The organism is Xanthomonas euroxanthea, from assembly GCF_903989455.1.
Classification (GTDB): domain Bacteria; phylum Pseudomonadota; class Gammaproteobacteria; order Xanthomonadales; family Xanthomonadaceae; genus Xanthomonas; species Xanthomonas euroxanthea.
In genome coordinates, this window is sequence record NZ_LR861803.1 from 1,016,818 (window position 1) to 1,030,283 (window position 13,466).

The following is a 13,466-nucleotide window of genomic DNA, read 5'->3' on the forward strand; positions in this document are numbered from 1 at the left end:
GGTGCCTGCAATCTGCCACTGACCAGGGAGATGCGCCGCACGCGCCCAGGGCGCCGGTTGCGGCTACCGATGCTGCTGTTTTCCACCACATGGCAACGAGGCTGCGTGCCGTGCCGATCTGCCGCAGACGCCAGGTGCCTCTGCGGGATCGGTGACGCAATGGGTTGATCTGGCGAGTGCGACGCCAGATCGACCCGCCAAGCGTTACTTCTGCTCCAACACCGGTGCCACGGCCTTGCGCCAGATGGCATAGCCATCGGCGGTCATGTGCAGCATGTCATCGCGAAACAGCGCGGCACGTGGCTTGCCGGTGGCATCGAGCATCGGCGTGTAGACGTCCACGTAGTCCACCTGCGGCAGCGGCGCGAGTGCGTCCTTGATCAGGCGATTGGCGGTCACGATCGCCGGCAGCAGATGGGCGCGCGAGGGGCTGGGTTTGATCGACAGGTAGCTGATGCGCGCGCTGGGTAGATCGCGGCGGATGCGCGTCACGAATGCCAGCACGTCGTCGCGGACCTGCTGCGGCGTGCGGCCGCTGTTGAGATCGTTGTCGCCGGCATACAGCACCACCTGGCGCGGCGCATACGGGATCACGATGCGGTCGGCGTACCAGGTGCTGTCGCGCACTTCCGACCCGCCGAAGCCGCGATTGATCACCGGCATGCCGGGGAAATCCTGTGCCAGCGTGTCCCAGAAACGGATCGACGAGCTGCCGACGAAGACGATGCCGTGCCTGGGGGGCGGTTGCTGTGCGTCGCTGTCGGCGAAGCGCTGCATATCCGCTTCCCAGGCGGCATTGGACACCTGCGCCGGTATCTGCGGCGTGGTGTGCGGGGTCGCGGCGTGTAGCTGGCCGGACAACAGCACAAGGGCGCACAGCAGCGTGCGCAAGGGATGTTTGGTCATGCGAAGGAACCTGCAACAGTAAAACGGGCCATCATGGTGCGACAGGCTGGAAGCGCAGGGCAAACCCATGGGCTTCCAGCGCCTGCGATCGCCGTGCGTGCAGATCGCCTCGCCGTGCCTGCACCGACGCTGTGGCGAAGATTGCGCCATGCGGCAGCACCTGACGGCCCGGCAGGCCCAACGCCAGCTGTTCTGCCGCGTGGCAGCGCCCTGGCGGCGCGCTGCACGACGGTGCAAGATTCGCACTTTCCTCAGCAGTGACCCCGCCATGCGTTCGAGCCGTCCCCAGACATGCCCTTGCGGCCGGAAGCACTGACCGCATGGCCGATCAACTGGGACACGTGCCGCGCGGTCCGCGCCGCATGCTCAAGGCGGCGATCTGGTCATGGCAGGGATTGCGCGCGGCATGGCTGCATGAATCCTCGTTTCGGCTGGAGGTGTGTCTGGCGGCAGTGATGTCGCCGCTGGGGCTGTGGCTCGGCCAGTCCGGCCTGGAACGTATCGCGCTGGTGGCGCCATTGCTGATCGTGCTGGCGGCCGAATTGCTGAATTCGGCGATCGAGGCGGTGATCGAGCGCTACGGCCCCGAGCACCATGTGCTGGCCGGCCGCGCCAAGGACATGGGTTCGGCGGCGGTGTTCCTGCTGTTGATCAATGTGCTGCTCTGCTGGGGACTGATACTGCTGCCGCGGTGGCTCTGACGGCCCGTGCGTCTGCGCAGGCCACAGCCGCCGATCAGCTTCTGCAGGCGATTGGATCGGCGAAGGTGGAGACGTTCGTGCGAGCGACGCACCAGAGCGCGCCGGCGGTCGTGGCGGCCGCCACGGAGCCCGCGGTGACTGCCGCGGTTGCAGGCTTTCTCGCATCTGGCCGGGATCAGCTGCCTGGCGGGCGCATGTGCATGCCGGGTTGACTCGCCGCGTGGCATGCTGCGGCTCTCTTTCAACGGAATCGCCTGCATGCCCGTCCTGATTCGCGCCCTGGTGTTGCTGATGCTGACCGTCTCGCTGTCCGGTTGCGGCTACAACGCGATCCAGCAGAAGGAAGAAGGCGTCAAGGCAGGTTGGTCGGAGGTGCTGAACCAGTACCAGCGTCGTGCCGACCTGATTCCCAATCTGGTGCGCACCGTGCAGGGCTATGCCCAGCAGGAGCGTCAGGTGCTGACCGAAGTGACCAACGCGCGCTCGCGGGTCGGACAGATCCAGGTCAATGCCGATGACGAAGCCTCGCTGAAACGGTTCCAGCAGGCGCAGGGCGAGCTCGGCAGCGCGCTGTCGCGCCTGATGGTGGTCAGCGAAAACTATCCGCAGCTGAAATCCGACCAGTCGTTCCGCGATCTGCAGGTGCAACTGGAAGGCACCGAAAACCGCATCACCGTGGCGCGCGGTCGCTACATCCAGACGGTGCAGGACTACAACACCTACATCCGTTCGTTTCCGCAGGTGATCACCGCCAAGATCTTCGGCTACCAGCCCAAGCCCAACTTCAGCGTGGAAAACGAGGCGCAGATCTCACGCGCACCGCAGGTGGATTTCGGCAACCAGCAGGCGCCGCAGCAACAGCCCTCGCAGCAACCGCAGCCTGCGCAGTAACAGCGCTTACCAGGCAGGAGTCAGGCAATGCGGCAAACGCACAGCTGGGTGTTCTGGATGTTGGCGCTGTTGTTGCTGCCGGCCTCGCTGCTGGCGCAGGACCTTGCAGCCATTCCGCCACTGCGCTCGCCGGTGGTCGATACCACCGGCACATTGGACGCCACGCAGACCCGGCAACTCGAGCAGCAGGCGCTGGCCCTGCAGCAGCGCAAGGGCGCGCAGTTGCAGATCCTGATCGTGCCCACCACCCAGCCGGAGGCGATCGAGCAGTACACCCAGCGGGTGTTCGACCAGTGGAAGATCGGTCGCAAGGGCGTGGACGACGGCGTGCTGCTGCTGGTGGCCAAGGACGATCGCCGGGTGCGCATCCAGCCCGGTTACGGCCTGGAGGGCGCGATCCCCGACATTGCCGCCAACCGCATCATTCAGGAGTACCTGGCACCGCGCTTCCGTGAGGGCGACTACGCTGGCGGCATCGGCGCTGCGACTGCGACGCTGGCCGGCCTGATCGAGGGCGAGCCCTTGCCGGCGCCGGTCAGCGGGCACGCCGCTGCCGGCACGGGCAATGGTTCGGGCGGAGGCGGTGGCTGGATCATGGCCTTGTTCATCGGCTTTGTGGTCGCGATGGTGGCGCGTGGAATCCTCGGCGCCCTGCCGCGGCCGCTGCGTGCGTTGCTGACCGGCGTCGCGGCCGGCGGCGCTGCCTTGCTGTTTACCTCGCTGCTGTTTGCCAGCGCCGGCGCTGCGGTGATCGGGCTGCTGGCGGGCCTGGCGTCCGGTTCGCCGGGGCGCTTTGTCGGCGGCGGTGGCTGGGGCGGTGGTGGATTCGGCGGCTTTGGAGGCGGTGGCCGCGGCGGTTTCGGTGGCGGCGGCTGGGGTGGTGGTGGTGGATCATCGGGAGGCGGTGGCGCCTCGGGGAGCTGGTGATGCGGTGGCTCAGACACGTTTTCGCGCCCTCGGCGCAGCGCAGTTTCCCGGCCAGCTGCATGGATGCGATCGCCGCGGCAGTGGCCGCCAGCGAGCGCACCCACACCGGGCAGATCATGGTGGCGGTGGATGCCGACCTGCCGCTGGACGCGCTATGGCGTGGGCAGACCGCGCGCCAGCGCGCCGAACAGGTCTTCGCGCAATTGCGCACCTGGGACACCGAGGCCAATAACGGGGTACTGCTGTATCTGCTGCTGGCCGACCACGCCATCGAGGTGGTTGCCGACCGTGGCCTGCGCAGCCGGGTGCCGGAGGCGCACTGGGCCGAGGTGTGCCGGCGCATGCAGCAGTTCCTGCGCGATGGCGAGTACGAGGCAGCGGTGCTGGCCGGGATCGAGGCGGTGACCGCGCTGTTGACCGAGCATTTCCCCGCCGTCCCCGGCTCCCAGCATGAAGACGAGCTGCCCGATCGTCCCCAGCTCTTAGGCTGAGCGCGCGCGAGGTGTCAGAATAGACGCCTCGCTTTTTTGTGATCCGCGGTCCGCATGATCTATCTGCACGCCATCGACCCCATCGCCTTCTCGCTTGGACCGGTGCAGGTGCACTGGTACGGGTTGATGTACTTGGCCGCATTCTTCTCTGCCTGGGCACTGGGACGCTCGCGCATCCTGCGCGGCCGCCTGCCGGGTGTGGACATGGACGGATTTTCCGACCTGTTGTTCTACGGCATGCTCGGCGTGGTGCTGGGCGGGCGCATCGGCTACATGCTGTTCTATGCGTTCGACAGCTTGCTGGCCAACCCGTTGATCCTGTTCAAGGTATGGCAAGGCGGCATGAGCTTCCACGGCGGCCTGCTGGGCGTGCTGATCGCCTGCGGATTGTGGACGCGCAAGCATCGGCTGCACTTCTTCGACGTGATGGATTTCGTGGCGCCGCTGGTCCCGTTGGGGCTGGGCTTCGGGAGGCTGGGCAATTTCGTCGGCGGCGAGTTGTGGGGCAAGTTCACCCAGGCCGGTTGGGGCGTGATCTTTCCGCATGCGCCGGAGCTGGCCAATGTCGCACCAGCGCAAATCCAGGCGCAATACGTTGCCGGTGCGTTGACCCAGTTCGCGCGGCACCCGTCGCAGCTGTACGAAGCGGCGCTGGAAGGGGTGGTGATGTTCGTGGTGCTGTGGGCGTTCTCGATGCAGCCGCGCGCCCGCTATGCGGTGTCCGGGTTGTTTGCGCTGCTGTACGGCGTGTTCCGCTTCATCGTGGAATTCGTGCGGGTACCGGATGCGCCGATCGGCTACCTGGCCTTCAACTGGTTGACGATGGGGCAGATCCTGAGCCTGCCGTTGATTGCGGTGGGCCTGGTGCTGCTGGCGATGTCGCGCCGCGCGCCGGTGTTGCAGCCGGGGCGGGTGCAGGCCGTGGGCGTGGAGGCGGGCAAGTGAAGCCCTATCTGGACCTGCTGCAGCATGTGCTGGAACACGGCGCCGAGAAGTCCGATCGCACCGGCACCGGCACGCGCAGCGTGTTCGGCTGGCAGATGCGCTTCGACCTCAACGACGGCTTTCCGCTGGTCACCACCAAGAAATTGCATCTGCGCTCGATCATCCACGAGCTGCTGTGGTTCCTGCAGGGCGATACCAATATCGGGTATCTCAAGGACAACCAGGTCCGCATCTGGGACGAGTGGGCCGACGCCGATGGCAATCTCGGCCCGGTCTACGGCAAGCAGTGGCGGCGCTGGACCGGCCCGGACGGGGTGGAGATCGACCAGATGCAATGGCTGGTGGACGAGATCAAGCGCAACCCGGATTCGCGCCGGCTGGTGATCAGCGCCTGGAATGTCGGCGAACTGCCGCAGATGGCATTGATGCCATGCCACAGCCTGTTCCAGTTCTATGTGGTCGACGGCAAACTCAGCTGCCAGCTCTATCAGCGCAGCGGCGACATCTTTCTGGGCGTGCCGTTCAATATCGCCAGCTATGCGTTGCTGACGCATATGGTGGCGCAGGCGACCGGCCTGGGCGTGGGCGATTTCGTGCATACCCTCGGTGATGCGCACCTGTACTCGAACCACTTCGAGCAGGCACGCGAGCAACTGACACGCACCCCGCGCGCGCTGCCGACCTTGCGCCTGAATCCCGCCGTGACCGATCTGTTCGCATTCCGCTTCGACGACATCGCCATCGAGGGTTACGACCCGCATCCGGCGATCAAGGCACCGGTGGCGGTGTAGGCGGCGCTTCGCCGGCCGCGTGAGGCCACACGTTGCCTTGATGCTCGAAGGGATATCGTCTGCTGCATGAAACTGACCCTGATCGTTGCCTTCGACCGCAACAACGCCATCGGCCGCGATAACGAGCTGCCGTGGAAATTGCCGGACGACCTGAAGCGTTTCAAGACGCTGACCTTGGGCAAGCCGATCCTGATGGGGCGCAAGACTGCGCAGTCGTTGGGACGCGCCCTGCCGGGGCGTTTGAACCTGGTGCTGACACGTTCGGGGCAGGTGCCGTTCGCGGACATGCAGGCAGTGGCGTCGGTCGATGCCGCGATTGCGCAGGCCGAGGCGGCCGGCGCCCGGGAGTTGTGCGTCATCGGTGGCGGCGAGGTGTATCGCCTGACCATGGAGCGTGCCGACCTGCTGGCGGTGACCGACGTGGACACCAGCGTGGAGCGGGCCGACACCTACTTTCCGCCGATCGACCCGGCCGTGTGGGAAGCCGTGCAGCGCGAACCGCATGCGGCCGATGCCCGTCATGCCTTCGCATTCGATTACGTGGACTATCGGCGACGCTGAGGCGTGTGCTTCGACCGAAGCGCGGGTGGCTCAGCGCTTGGTTCGATTCATCTGACCAGACCCGTCTCTCACCTCAGTCAGCAGCAGGAGCGGGCGGGGCGGTATCGGGAGCAGTGGTGGAACCGGCGCTCGCGTTCGCATGGTCCCCGCCGCCACCGCGCTGGCGTTGCCGCCGGCGCGGTGGCCGGTTGCGCTGCGCGGCCTGCGCCGGCTGCGTGATCGGAATTCCCGGCACCTGCACCACGCGCAATTCGTCGGTATCCAGCTGCAGCGCAGTGAGCTTGCCGCCCCACACGGCGCCGGTATCGATGGCATGCACGCCCTGGGTGATGGTCAGCCCGAGCGCGGACCAATGCCCGCAGACGATCTTCAGGTCGCGCTCGACCCGGCCCGGCACTTCGAACCACGGGTACAGGCCCTGTGCCTGCGTCCCCGGCGTGCCCTTGTCATCGGTGGCGATGCGTCCACGTGGGGTGCAATAGCGCATGCGCGTGAACAGGTTGATGATCGCGCGGCTGCGGTCGTACCCGCTCAGGCCCGGCGACCAGCCCGGCTGGTCGCCGTACATGTTGCGCAGCAGTTTGCGGTAGCCGCCGCCCTGCAGTTGCTGCTCGACCTCGCGTGCATGTTTCTCGGCCATCTGCGTGGTCCACTTCGGCGCGAGCCCGGCATGGATCATCATCCAGCCCAGGTCGCGGTCCACGTGTGCCAGCTTCTGCATCCGCAGCCAGTCGAGCAGCAGGTCGCGGTCTTCGGCCAGCACGATGCGCAGCAGATCCGGATTGACCTTGCGCTGCTCTTCTTCCGAGCGCGCGCCGATCGCCAGCAGCGACAGATCATGGTTGCCCAGCACCACCACGCTATGTGCGCGCAGCGAATGCACCAGGCGCAGCGTTTCCAGCGATTGACCGCCGCGGTTGACCAGGTCCCCGCAGAACCACAAGGTGTCCTGCGCAGGATCGAAGTTGATTTTTTCCAGCAAGCGCTGGGTGATGTCGTAACACCCCTGCAGATCGCCAATTGCCCAGACGCTCATCGCGTGCGCTCCATCAGTCCAGCATCCATCAGTGCAGCGTCCTGGGTACGCTCAGCACGAAGGCGGCGATCGGGGCGGTGAATTCGGTGCCATCGTCGGCCACCATGTCGTAGTGGCCTTGCATCTGCCCCTGCTCGGTCTCCAGCAGCACGCCGGAGGTATAACTGAACGCCTCGCCGGGACGCAGCCAGGGTTGCTCGCCGACCACGCCTTCGCCATCCACCCGCTCGGTGCGTCCGTTGGCGTCGGTGATCTGCCAGTGACGCGCGACCAGGCGCGCGGGCACGGCGCCCGCGTTCTGGATGCGGATGCTGTAGGCGAAGGCATAGCGGCCTTCGTCGGGGGTCGACTGATGGGCGAGGAAGCGGGGCGACACCTCGACCTCGACCCGGTAGCGTGGATCATCGTGCATGCGGAAAGTCTAAAGAAAACCGTGTGGGAGCGGCGCTCAAGCCAGCTCGACATTGGCCAGACGGATGAAATCCGCGACCTCGAGTTGTTCGGCGCGTGCATCCGGGCGCACCTGCGCGGCCTCGAAATGGGCGGGCTCGCAGACGTTGGACAAGGCATTGCGCAGGGTCTTGCGACGCTGGCCGAAGCCGGCGCGCACCACGTCGGCAAAGCGCCGCCGATCCCTGATCAGCACCGTGGCCGGATCGCGCGGCACCAGCCTCACCACCGCCGAATCCACCTTCGGTGGCGGCCGGAATGCGCCCGGCGGCACCACGAACAGCGCGGTCACCTCGCAGTACGCCTGCAGCATCACGCTCAACCGCCCGTACACCTTGCTGCCGGGGCCGGCAGCCATGCGGTCGACCACTTCCTTTTGCAGCATGAAGTGCATGTCGGCCACCGCTGCGGCATGGTCCAGCGCATGGAACAGGATCGGCGAGGAGATGTTGTAGGGCAGGTTGCCGACCAAGCGGATCGGCGTGCCATCGGCCAGCGCAGTGAAATCCACACTGAGCACATCGCGATGGATGATGCTCAGCGCGCCGATCGGTGCGGCCGCCTCCGTCAATGGGGCGATCAGGTCGCGGTCGAATTCGATCACGGTCAGGGCGCCGTGCTTGCGCAGCAGCGGAAAGGTGATCGCGCCCTGACCAGGGCCGATTTCGACCAGGTGCTGGCCGGCGCGCGGGTCCACCGCCTGCACGATGCGGTCGATGTAATACCGGTCGGCAAGAAAGTGCTGGCCAAGCGACTTCTTGGCCGGTGCGCTGAAAGAATGATTCATGCGCGCAGTTTAACGTGGCAGCGCCTGCACGCGGTGCCGGTTCTGCGCCTGCAAGACGCGACAGACGGGCTGCGTGCACGCTGCGCACCGTTGAGCGCGGCAATCGCCGTTGCTCAGTCGCGTTTCGCCAGACGCGCGCACAGGTCGGTGGCCGCCATCAGGCTGGACGGGTCGGCAAGGCCGCGCCCGGCCAGCTCCAGCGCGGTGCCGTGATCGACCGCCACGCGCGGATACGGCAGGCCGAGCGTGATGTTGACCGCCTGCTCGAAACCGCTGTACTTGAGCACCGGCAGGCCTTGATCGTGATACATCGCCACCACCGCATCGAAACCGGTGAGCTTCTGCGGCAAGAATGCGGTATCGGCCGGCAGCGGGCCGATCAGCTGCATGCCGTCGCCGCGTAGCTGCTCCAGCACCGGAATGATGATGTCCAGTTCCTCGCGGCCCAGGTGCCCGTCTTCGCCGGCATGCGGGTTGAGGCCCAGCACCGCGATGCGCGGGCGTTCCAGGCCGAAGTCGCGTCGCAGTGCAGCGTCGGTGATGCGCAGGCAGCGCGTGACGGTGTCGGCGGTGATCGCATCGGCCACTGCGCGCAGCGGCAGATGGGTGGTCACCAGGGCGACGCGCACGATGGCATTGGCCAGCATCATCACCACCGGGCAGCCCGCCTGTTCGGCCAGCAGCTCGGTGGTGCCGGTATAGGGAATGCCGCCGGCATTGATCACCGCCTTGTGCACCGGGCCGGTGACCATGCCTTGCAGCCTGCCGGACAGGCAGGCGCCGGCGGCGCCACGCAGGCCGGCAATCACCGCTGCCGCGTTGGCGGGGTCGGGCGTGCCGAAGCGGGTCGCCACGGCCTGGCGGATCGGATGCAGCGGCAAGTCGCCGGGCGCACGCGCGCGCTGGTCCGGATCGAGCAACCGCACAGACAAGGACAGCGCCTTTGCGGCGCTGTGCAGGGTGTCCGGATCGGCGTAGGCGACCAGGTGGGCGTCCGAGCGCGGCCGCTGAGCGAGCCGGACGCATAGTTCCGGCCCGATCCCGGCCGGCTCGCCTGGCACCAGCGCGAGCGACGGGAGCATCGAATCAGCGCGTCGGCTGTGCCGGCGGCGGGGTCGGTGCGGCAGGGTCGGCCGGCTTGGCTGGTGCCGCAGTGGCATCGCCATCGGCGCGGTCGCCGGTGCGGAAGCTCACGTAGGCTTCGCCGCGCAGCTCCTGCAGGTAGCGGTTGTACTCTTCTTCCAGCTTGCGGCGGCCGATCGTTTCACGGATCTGCGCACGCTGGCTCTCGGCACTGACGTCGGTCTGACGACTGCCCACGCGCTGCACGATGTGCCAGCCCGCCTGGGTGCGGAACGGCTCGGACACCGCGCCATCGGCCAGGCCTTCGACCTGCTTGCCGAAGTCCGGGCCGAACGCATCGGCCGGGAACCAGCCCAGATCGCCACCCTGGCCACGGCTGTTGGTGTCCTCGGACGACTCCTTCGCAACCGCCTGGAAGTCGGCACCGCCGGTGATGCGCGCACGCAGTGTGTCGATCTTGGCCTTCGCCTGCGCTTCGGTCTGGTTGTCGCCGATGCGCACCAGAATGTGGCGGGCGTTGTACTCGGTGACCAGCTTCTTCTCGCCGCCGGCATTGGCGTCGCGCATTTCCACCAGCTTGAGCAGCTGGAAACCGCTCGGACCACGCAGCGGACCAGCCACCTGGCCAGGCTGCATGTCGCGGATCAACTGGGCGAATGCGTTCGGGATTTCGTCCAGGCTGCGCCATCCCAGATCGCCGCCTTCCAGCGCATTGGGGCTATCGGAATACCGTACCGCGGCTGCCGAGAAATCCAGCTCGCCCTTGTCGATCAATGCCTTGACGCCATCGACCTTCTTCTGGCCGGTGGCGATCTGATCGGCGGTTGCGCCTTCCGGCAGGCCCACCAGGATGTGCGCCAGGTGGTACTGGCTGCCGGTGGTGGCCTGCTGCGCCAGCGCGGTATCCACTTCGCCTTCGCTCACGCTGATGCGGCTCTGCGCAAAGCTCTGCCGCAACCGCTGCACGATGATTTCGTCGCGTACCGAGGCGCGGAAGTCGCCATAACCCATGCCGTCTGCCGCCAGCTTTTGCCGCAGGCCGTCCACGGTGGTGCCGTTCTGCTGGGCGATGCTGGCGATGGCGCGGTTGAGTTCCTCGTCGCTGACGCGGATGCCGCTGCCATCGGCGCGGCCGACCTGCAGCTTGACCAGGACCAGACGCTCGAGCACCTGACGCTGCAGGACATCGTCCGGCGGCAGCTGGTTCTCCCGGCCGGCGTACTGCGACTTGACGTTGCGCACGGCGCGATCAAGCTCGCTCTGCAGCACCACGTCTTCGTCGACGATGGCGGCAATGCGATCCAGCGGCTGGGATTGCTGCGCCGAGGCCAACGGCGAGAGCGTGCTGGTGAGTACCAGCAGCGAGGCGAGAACAACAGAGAAAGGCTTGGTCATGGAATCAAGTTCGGATCGTAATCGTCCGGATTAGTCGTGGTGTTGCTGGGCGGGACCAGGTAGAGGTCGTCGCGGTAATAGCCGAGAATAGCACGGCGCAAAGTGCGGTCCGTGTTCTGCCCGAACGAGCTCAGGCCCTTCAGCACGAACTCGAACTGGATGGAGTTGTCCATCTCGCCATCGCGGTTGCGCACGAACCGGCGCACCAGCGCGCGCACCGCCAGGCAGCAGCTGTCCCACTGCACGCCACCGATCATTTCCAGCGGTTTGCGGTCCAGCAGCGAGTAGTAGTAACGGCCGACCGCACTCCAGGTGGGGTTGATCGGATACAGGAACGAGAAATCGGCCTGCTCGAGCTGGTCGGTGTTGTTGGTCGGATTGCGGCGGTAGCGATAGGCCAGATTGATAATGCCGTCGTTGCCCAGCAGATAGCGCGTACGCAGGCTGGCCAGGTCTTCCTTGCGCGAGTTGGGGTTCCACTGGTAGGTGGCGCCCATCGACCAACGGTCGTTGATCATGTAGTTGGCATCGGCCACCCAGGCGGACTTGCCCTGCTCGATGGGTTGTTCGCTACCGGCGGCCGAATTGGTGCTGTTGTTGATGGTGACCAGCGAGTCGTTGAAATACAGGATCTGGCCTGCACTCAGCGACAGCTTCTCGCGGCCATCGTCCTGGCGCAGCCAGCGCGATGTCACCGCCAGGGTCAGCTGGTTGGCATCGTTCTGGCGGTCGGCACCGGTGTAGCGCGTGTCGCGGAACAACTGGCTGTAGCTGAAGGTGAACGGGCGGGTATCGAAGACCGGAAGATCGTCCTGGTCGCGGTACGGCACGTACAAATAGTACAGGCGCGGTTCCAGCGTATTGAGATAGTTGGTGCCGAACACCGAGGTCTCGCGGTCGAAATACAGCCCGGCATCCAGCGAGGCGATCGGCAGGCTGCGCGAGGGCGAACGATCACCGGTCAGTGGCGCGGTGTTGGCCAGCGTCGAATCCAGCTGGTACGTGGTGTAGCGCCATGCCACGGTCGGAGTGAAGAACCAGGCCGCGCCGGACAACGGCATGGAGATGTAGGGCTTGATGTCAAGGCGCGAACCGCTGCCATATTCCTTGTTGCGGATGTTGGTGCGGACATAGTCGTCATCATCGTCATCGCCGCTGGTGCTCCCGTTCAACGGGGGCCTGACGAAGTACGAATCGTCGTGAGTGAAGCGCACCGCTTCGGCATACACGCCGGCCTCGAAGATGCCGAACGGCTTGTCCCAGGTGAAATAGGCGCGCGGCTGGCGGTTGTACGGCAGCGACTGCTCGTCCAGCGTGTAGTCGGTGAGCTGCCAGCGGTCGGCCATCAGGCCGGCGGTCCAGGTCTCGCCGGTACCGTAGATGCCGATGGTGCTCTGCAGGCTGGAGGCCGAGCCCATGCCGTTCAGGCGGCTGGTGAAGTCCTCCACATAGCGCGTATCGCTGACCCAGGAGATGCTGCTGCGCGCCTGCCAGTGATCATTGATGTTGTGATAGCCGCTATAGAAGACGCTGCCGCGGTCTTTTTTCCGCAGGTCGTCGTTGGGCAGGTAGTTGCCGGTGATCTCGCCGCGGCCGCCTTCGTACAGGTAGCGGAACTCGGTGCCGAACATGAAACCGCGCTTGCTCATGTAGCGCGGCAGCAGGGTGGCGTCGTAGTTCGGCGCCAGGTTCAGGTAGATCGGCTGCAGGTAGTCGAAACCGTTGCGGCCGGACAGGCCGAACTGCGGAAACAGCAGGCCGGTCTGGCGGCGGTCGTCGATCGGGAACTTGAACCACGGGAAGTACAGCACCGGCACCTTGCCGATCTGCAGCACGGCGTTGCGTGCGGTGCCGAAGCCTTCTTCGTTGTCGACGTCGATCTCCGGCGCGCGCACGCGCCAGATCGGCTGCGAGGGATCGCAGGTGGTGTAGGTCGAACGGTGCATCTGCCCAACCTGGCCCTGCAGATCCACCGATTCGGCCGCACCATTGCCGCGCCGGTCCACCAACTGGTACTGGATGTTGGTGACCTTGTGGGCGTCGGTGTCCTGATTGCCTTCGGCGCGGTCGGCGACCATGCGGAAGGAGGTGTCCTGGTAGCGGACATTGCCTTCGGCGATGTAGTTGCCGGTCTCGGTGTCCATGCGCAGGTTGTCGGCACCCAGGAACTGGTCGCCGCGCTTGAGCGCCACGTTGCCCTGGTACTGCGGGGTGGTATCGGTACCGGAGAGCTGGTCGCCTTCGATGTCGGTCGGCAACTCCTGGCGCATTTCGGCGGCCTTGGCATCGGCGGCGGGGGCGCCGTCGAAGCCGGGCAGCGGATCCACCGCCGGGCACAGTCCCCAGTTCAACGGCTTGTCGGCAGCCATGGCCGGAAGGCAGATGGCGATGCTCAAAGGCAGGGGCAGCAGGCGGAGAACTCGGCGCACGCGTGATTCAACCAATAAAATGGCGACTAGCTTGCCGCATACCCCGCATAGGGGCAATGAAGAGCTCCCGGGT

The 13,466-nt window shown here is 66.1% G+C and carries 14 protein-coding genes; 7 read left to right on the forward strand and 7 right to left on the reverse strand.

Annotation, left to right across the window (positions count from 1 at the left end):
* Positions 1-204: 204 nt before the first annotated feature.
* The gene (locus H7A86_RS04170; protein ID WP_104649655.1) at positions 205-906 is read right to left on the reverse strand and encodes an SGNH/GDSL hydrolase family protein; all 702 of its coding nucleotides are present in this window, start codon (positions 904-906) and stop codon (positions 205-207) included.
* Between the two features lie 320 nt (positions 907-1,226).
* Between H7A86_RS04170 and H7A86_RS04175 the strand changes: the two genes are divergently transcribed.
* The 7 genes from H7A86_RS04175 to H7A86_RS04205 all read left to right on the forward strand — a co-directional run bounded on the left by H7A86_RS04175 (position 1,227) and on the right by H7A86_RS04205 (position 6,213).
* The gene (locus tag H7A86_RS04175) at positions 1,227-1,607 is read left to right on the forward strand and encodes a diacylglycerol kinase (protein ID WP_119130764.1); all 381 of its coding nucleotides are present in this window, start codon (positions 1,227-1,229) and stop codon (positions 1,605-1,607) included.
* Between the two features lie 258 nt (positions 1,608-1,865).
* Positions 1,866-2,498, forward strand: coding sequence for a LemA family protein (locus H7A86_RS04180; protein ID WP_119130933.1), 633 nt, complete (start codon positions 1,866-1,868; stop codon positions 2,496-2,498).
* A gap of 27 nt (positions 2,499-2,525) precedes the next feature.
* The gene (locus H7A86_RS04185; protein WP_115676158.1) at positions 2,526-3,425 is read left to right on the forward strand and encodes a TPM domain-containing protein; all 900 of its coding nucleotides are present in this window, start codon (positions 2,526-2,528) and stop codon (positions 3,423-3,425) included.
* The gene (locus tag H7A86_RS04190; RefSeq protein ID WP_164739227.1) at positions 3,425-3,916 is read left to right on the forward strand and encodes a TPM domain-containing protein; all 492 of its coding nucleotides are present in this window, start codon (positions 3,425-3,427) and stop codon (positions 3,914-3,916) included. The genes H7A86_RS04185 and H7A86_RS04190 overlap by 1 nt, the downstream gene beginning before the upstream one ends.
* A gap of 54 nt (positions 3,917-3,970) precedes the next feature.
* Positions 3,971-4,861 (forward strand): prolipoprotein diacylglyceryl transferase, encoded by an 891-nt coding sequence (gene lgt / locus H7A86_RS04195; RefSeq protein ID WP_119130767.1) that lies wholly within the window; start codon positions 3,971-3,973, stop codon positions 4,859-4,861.
* A complete protein-coding gene (locus tag H7A86_RS04200) occupies positions 4,858-5,652 on the forward strand; it encodes a thymidylate synthase (RefSeq protein WP_104649447.1) in 795 nt (264 codons plus the stop codon). Before lgt ends, H7A86_RS04200 begins: the two co-directional genes overlap by 4 nt.
* A gap of 66 nt (positions 5,653-5,718) precedes the next feature.
* Entirely contained in the window at positions 5,719-6,213 is a 495-nt protein-coding gene (locus H7A86_RS04205) for a dihydrofolate reductase (RefSeq protein ID WP_119130768.1), read from the forward strand.
* A 73-nt stretch (positions 6,214-6,286) separates the two neighbouring features.
* Here H7A86_RS04205 and H7A86_RS04210 read toward each other — a convergent pair whose 3' ends face one another.
* The 6 genes from H7A86_RS04210 to lptD form a co-directional block, all read right to left on the reverse strand.
* Positions 6,287-7,249, reverse strand: coding sequence for a symmetrical bis(5'-nucleosyl)-tetraphosphatase (locus tag H7A86_RS04210; protein ID WP_104584972.1), 963 nt, complete (start codon positions 7,247-7,249; stop codon positions 6,287-6,289).
* A 28-nt stretch (positions 7,250-7,277) separates the two neighbouring features.
* Positions 7,278-7,661 (reverse strand): Co2+/Mg2+ efflux protein ApaG, encoded by a 384-nt coding sequence (gene apaG / locus H7A86_RS04215; protein ID WP_104532996.1) that lies wholly within the window; start codon positions 7,659-7,661, stop codon positions 7,278-7,280.
* Positions 7,662-7,697: 36 nt separating this feature from the next.
* On the reverse strand, positions 7,698-8,486 hold the full coding sequence (gene rsmA / locus H7A86_RS04220; RefSeq protein WP_104584976.1) for a 16S rRNA (adenine(1518)-N(6)/adenine(1519)-N(6))-dimethyltransferase RsmA: 789 nt from the start codon (positions 8,484-8,486) through the stop codon (positions 7,698-7,700).
* Between the two features lie 113 nt (positions 8,487-8,599).
* Positions 8,600-9,568, reverse strand: coding sequence for a 4-hydroxythreonine-4-phosphate dehydrogenase PdxA (gene pdxA / locus H7A86_RS04225; RefSeq protein ID WP_119130769.1), 969 nt, complete (start codon positions 9,566-9,568; stop codon positions 8,600-8,602).
* Between the two features lie 4 nt (positions 9,569-9,572).
* The gene (locus H7A86_RS04230; protein WP_104584983.1) at positions 9,573-10,964 is read right to left on the reverse strand and encodes a peptidylprolyl isomerase; all 1,392 of its coding nucleotides are present in this window, start codon (positions 10,962-10,964) and stop codon (positions 9,573-9,575) included.
* Complete coding sequence (gene lptD / locus H7A86_RS04235) at positions 10,961-13,393, reverse strand: LPS-assembly protein LptD (RefSeq protein WP_104584987.1); 2,433 nt, start codon at positions 13,391-13,393, stop codon at positions 10,961-10,963. The genes H7A86_RS04230 and lptD overlap by 4 nt, the downstream gene beginning before the upstream one ends.
* Positions 13,394-13,466: the final 73 nt, after the last annotated feature.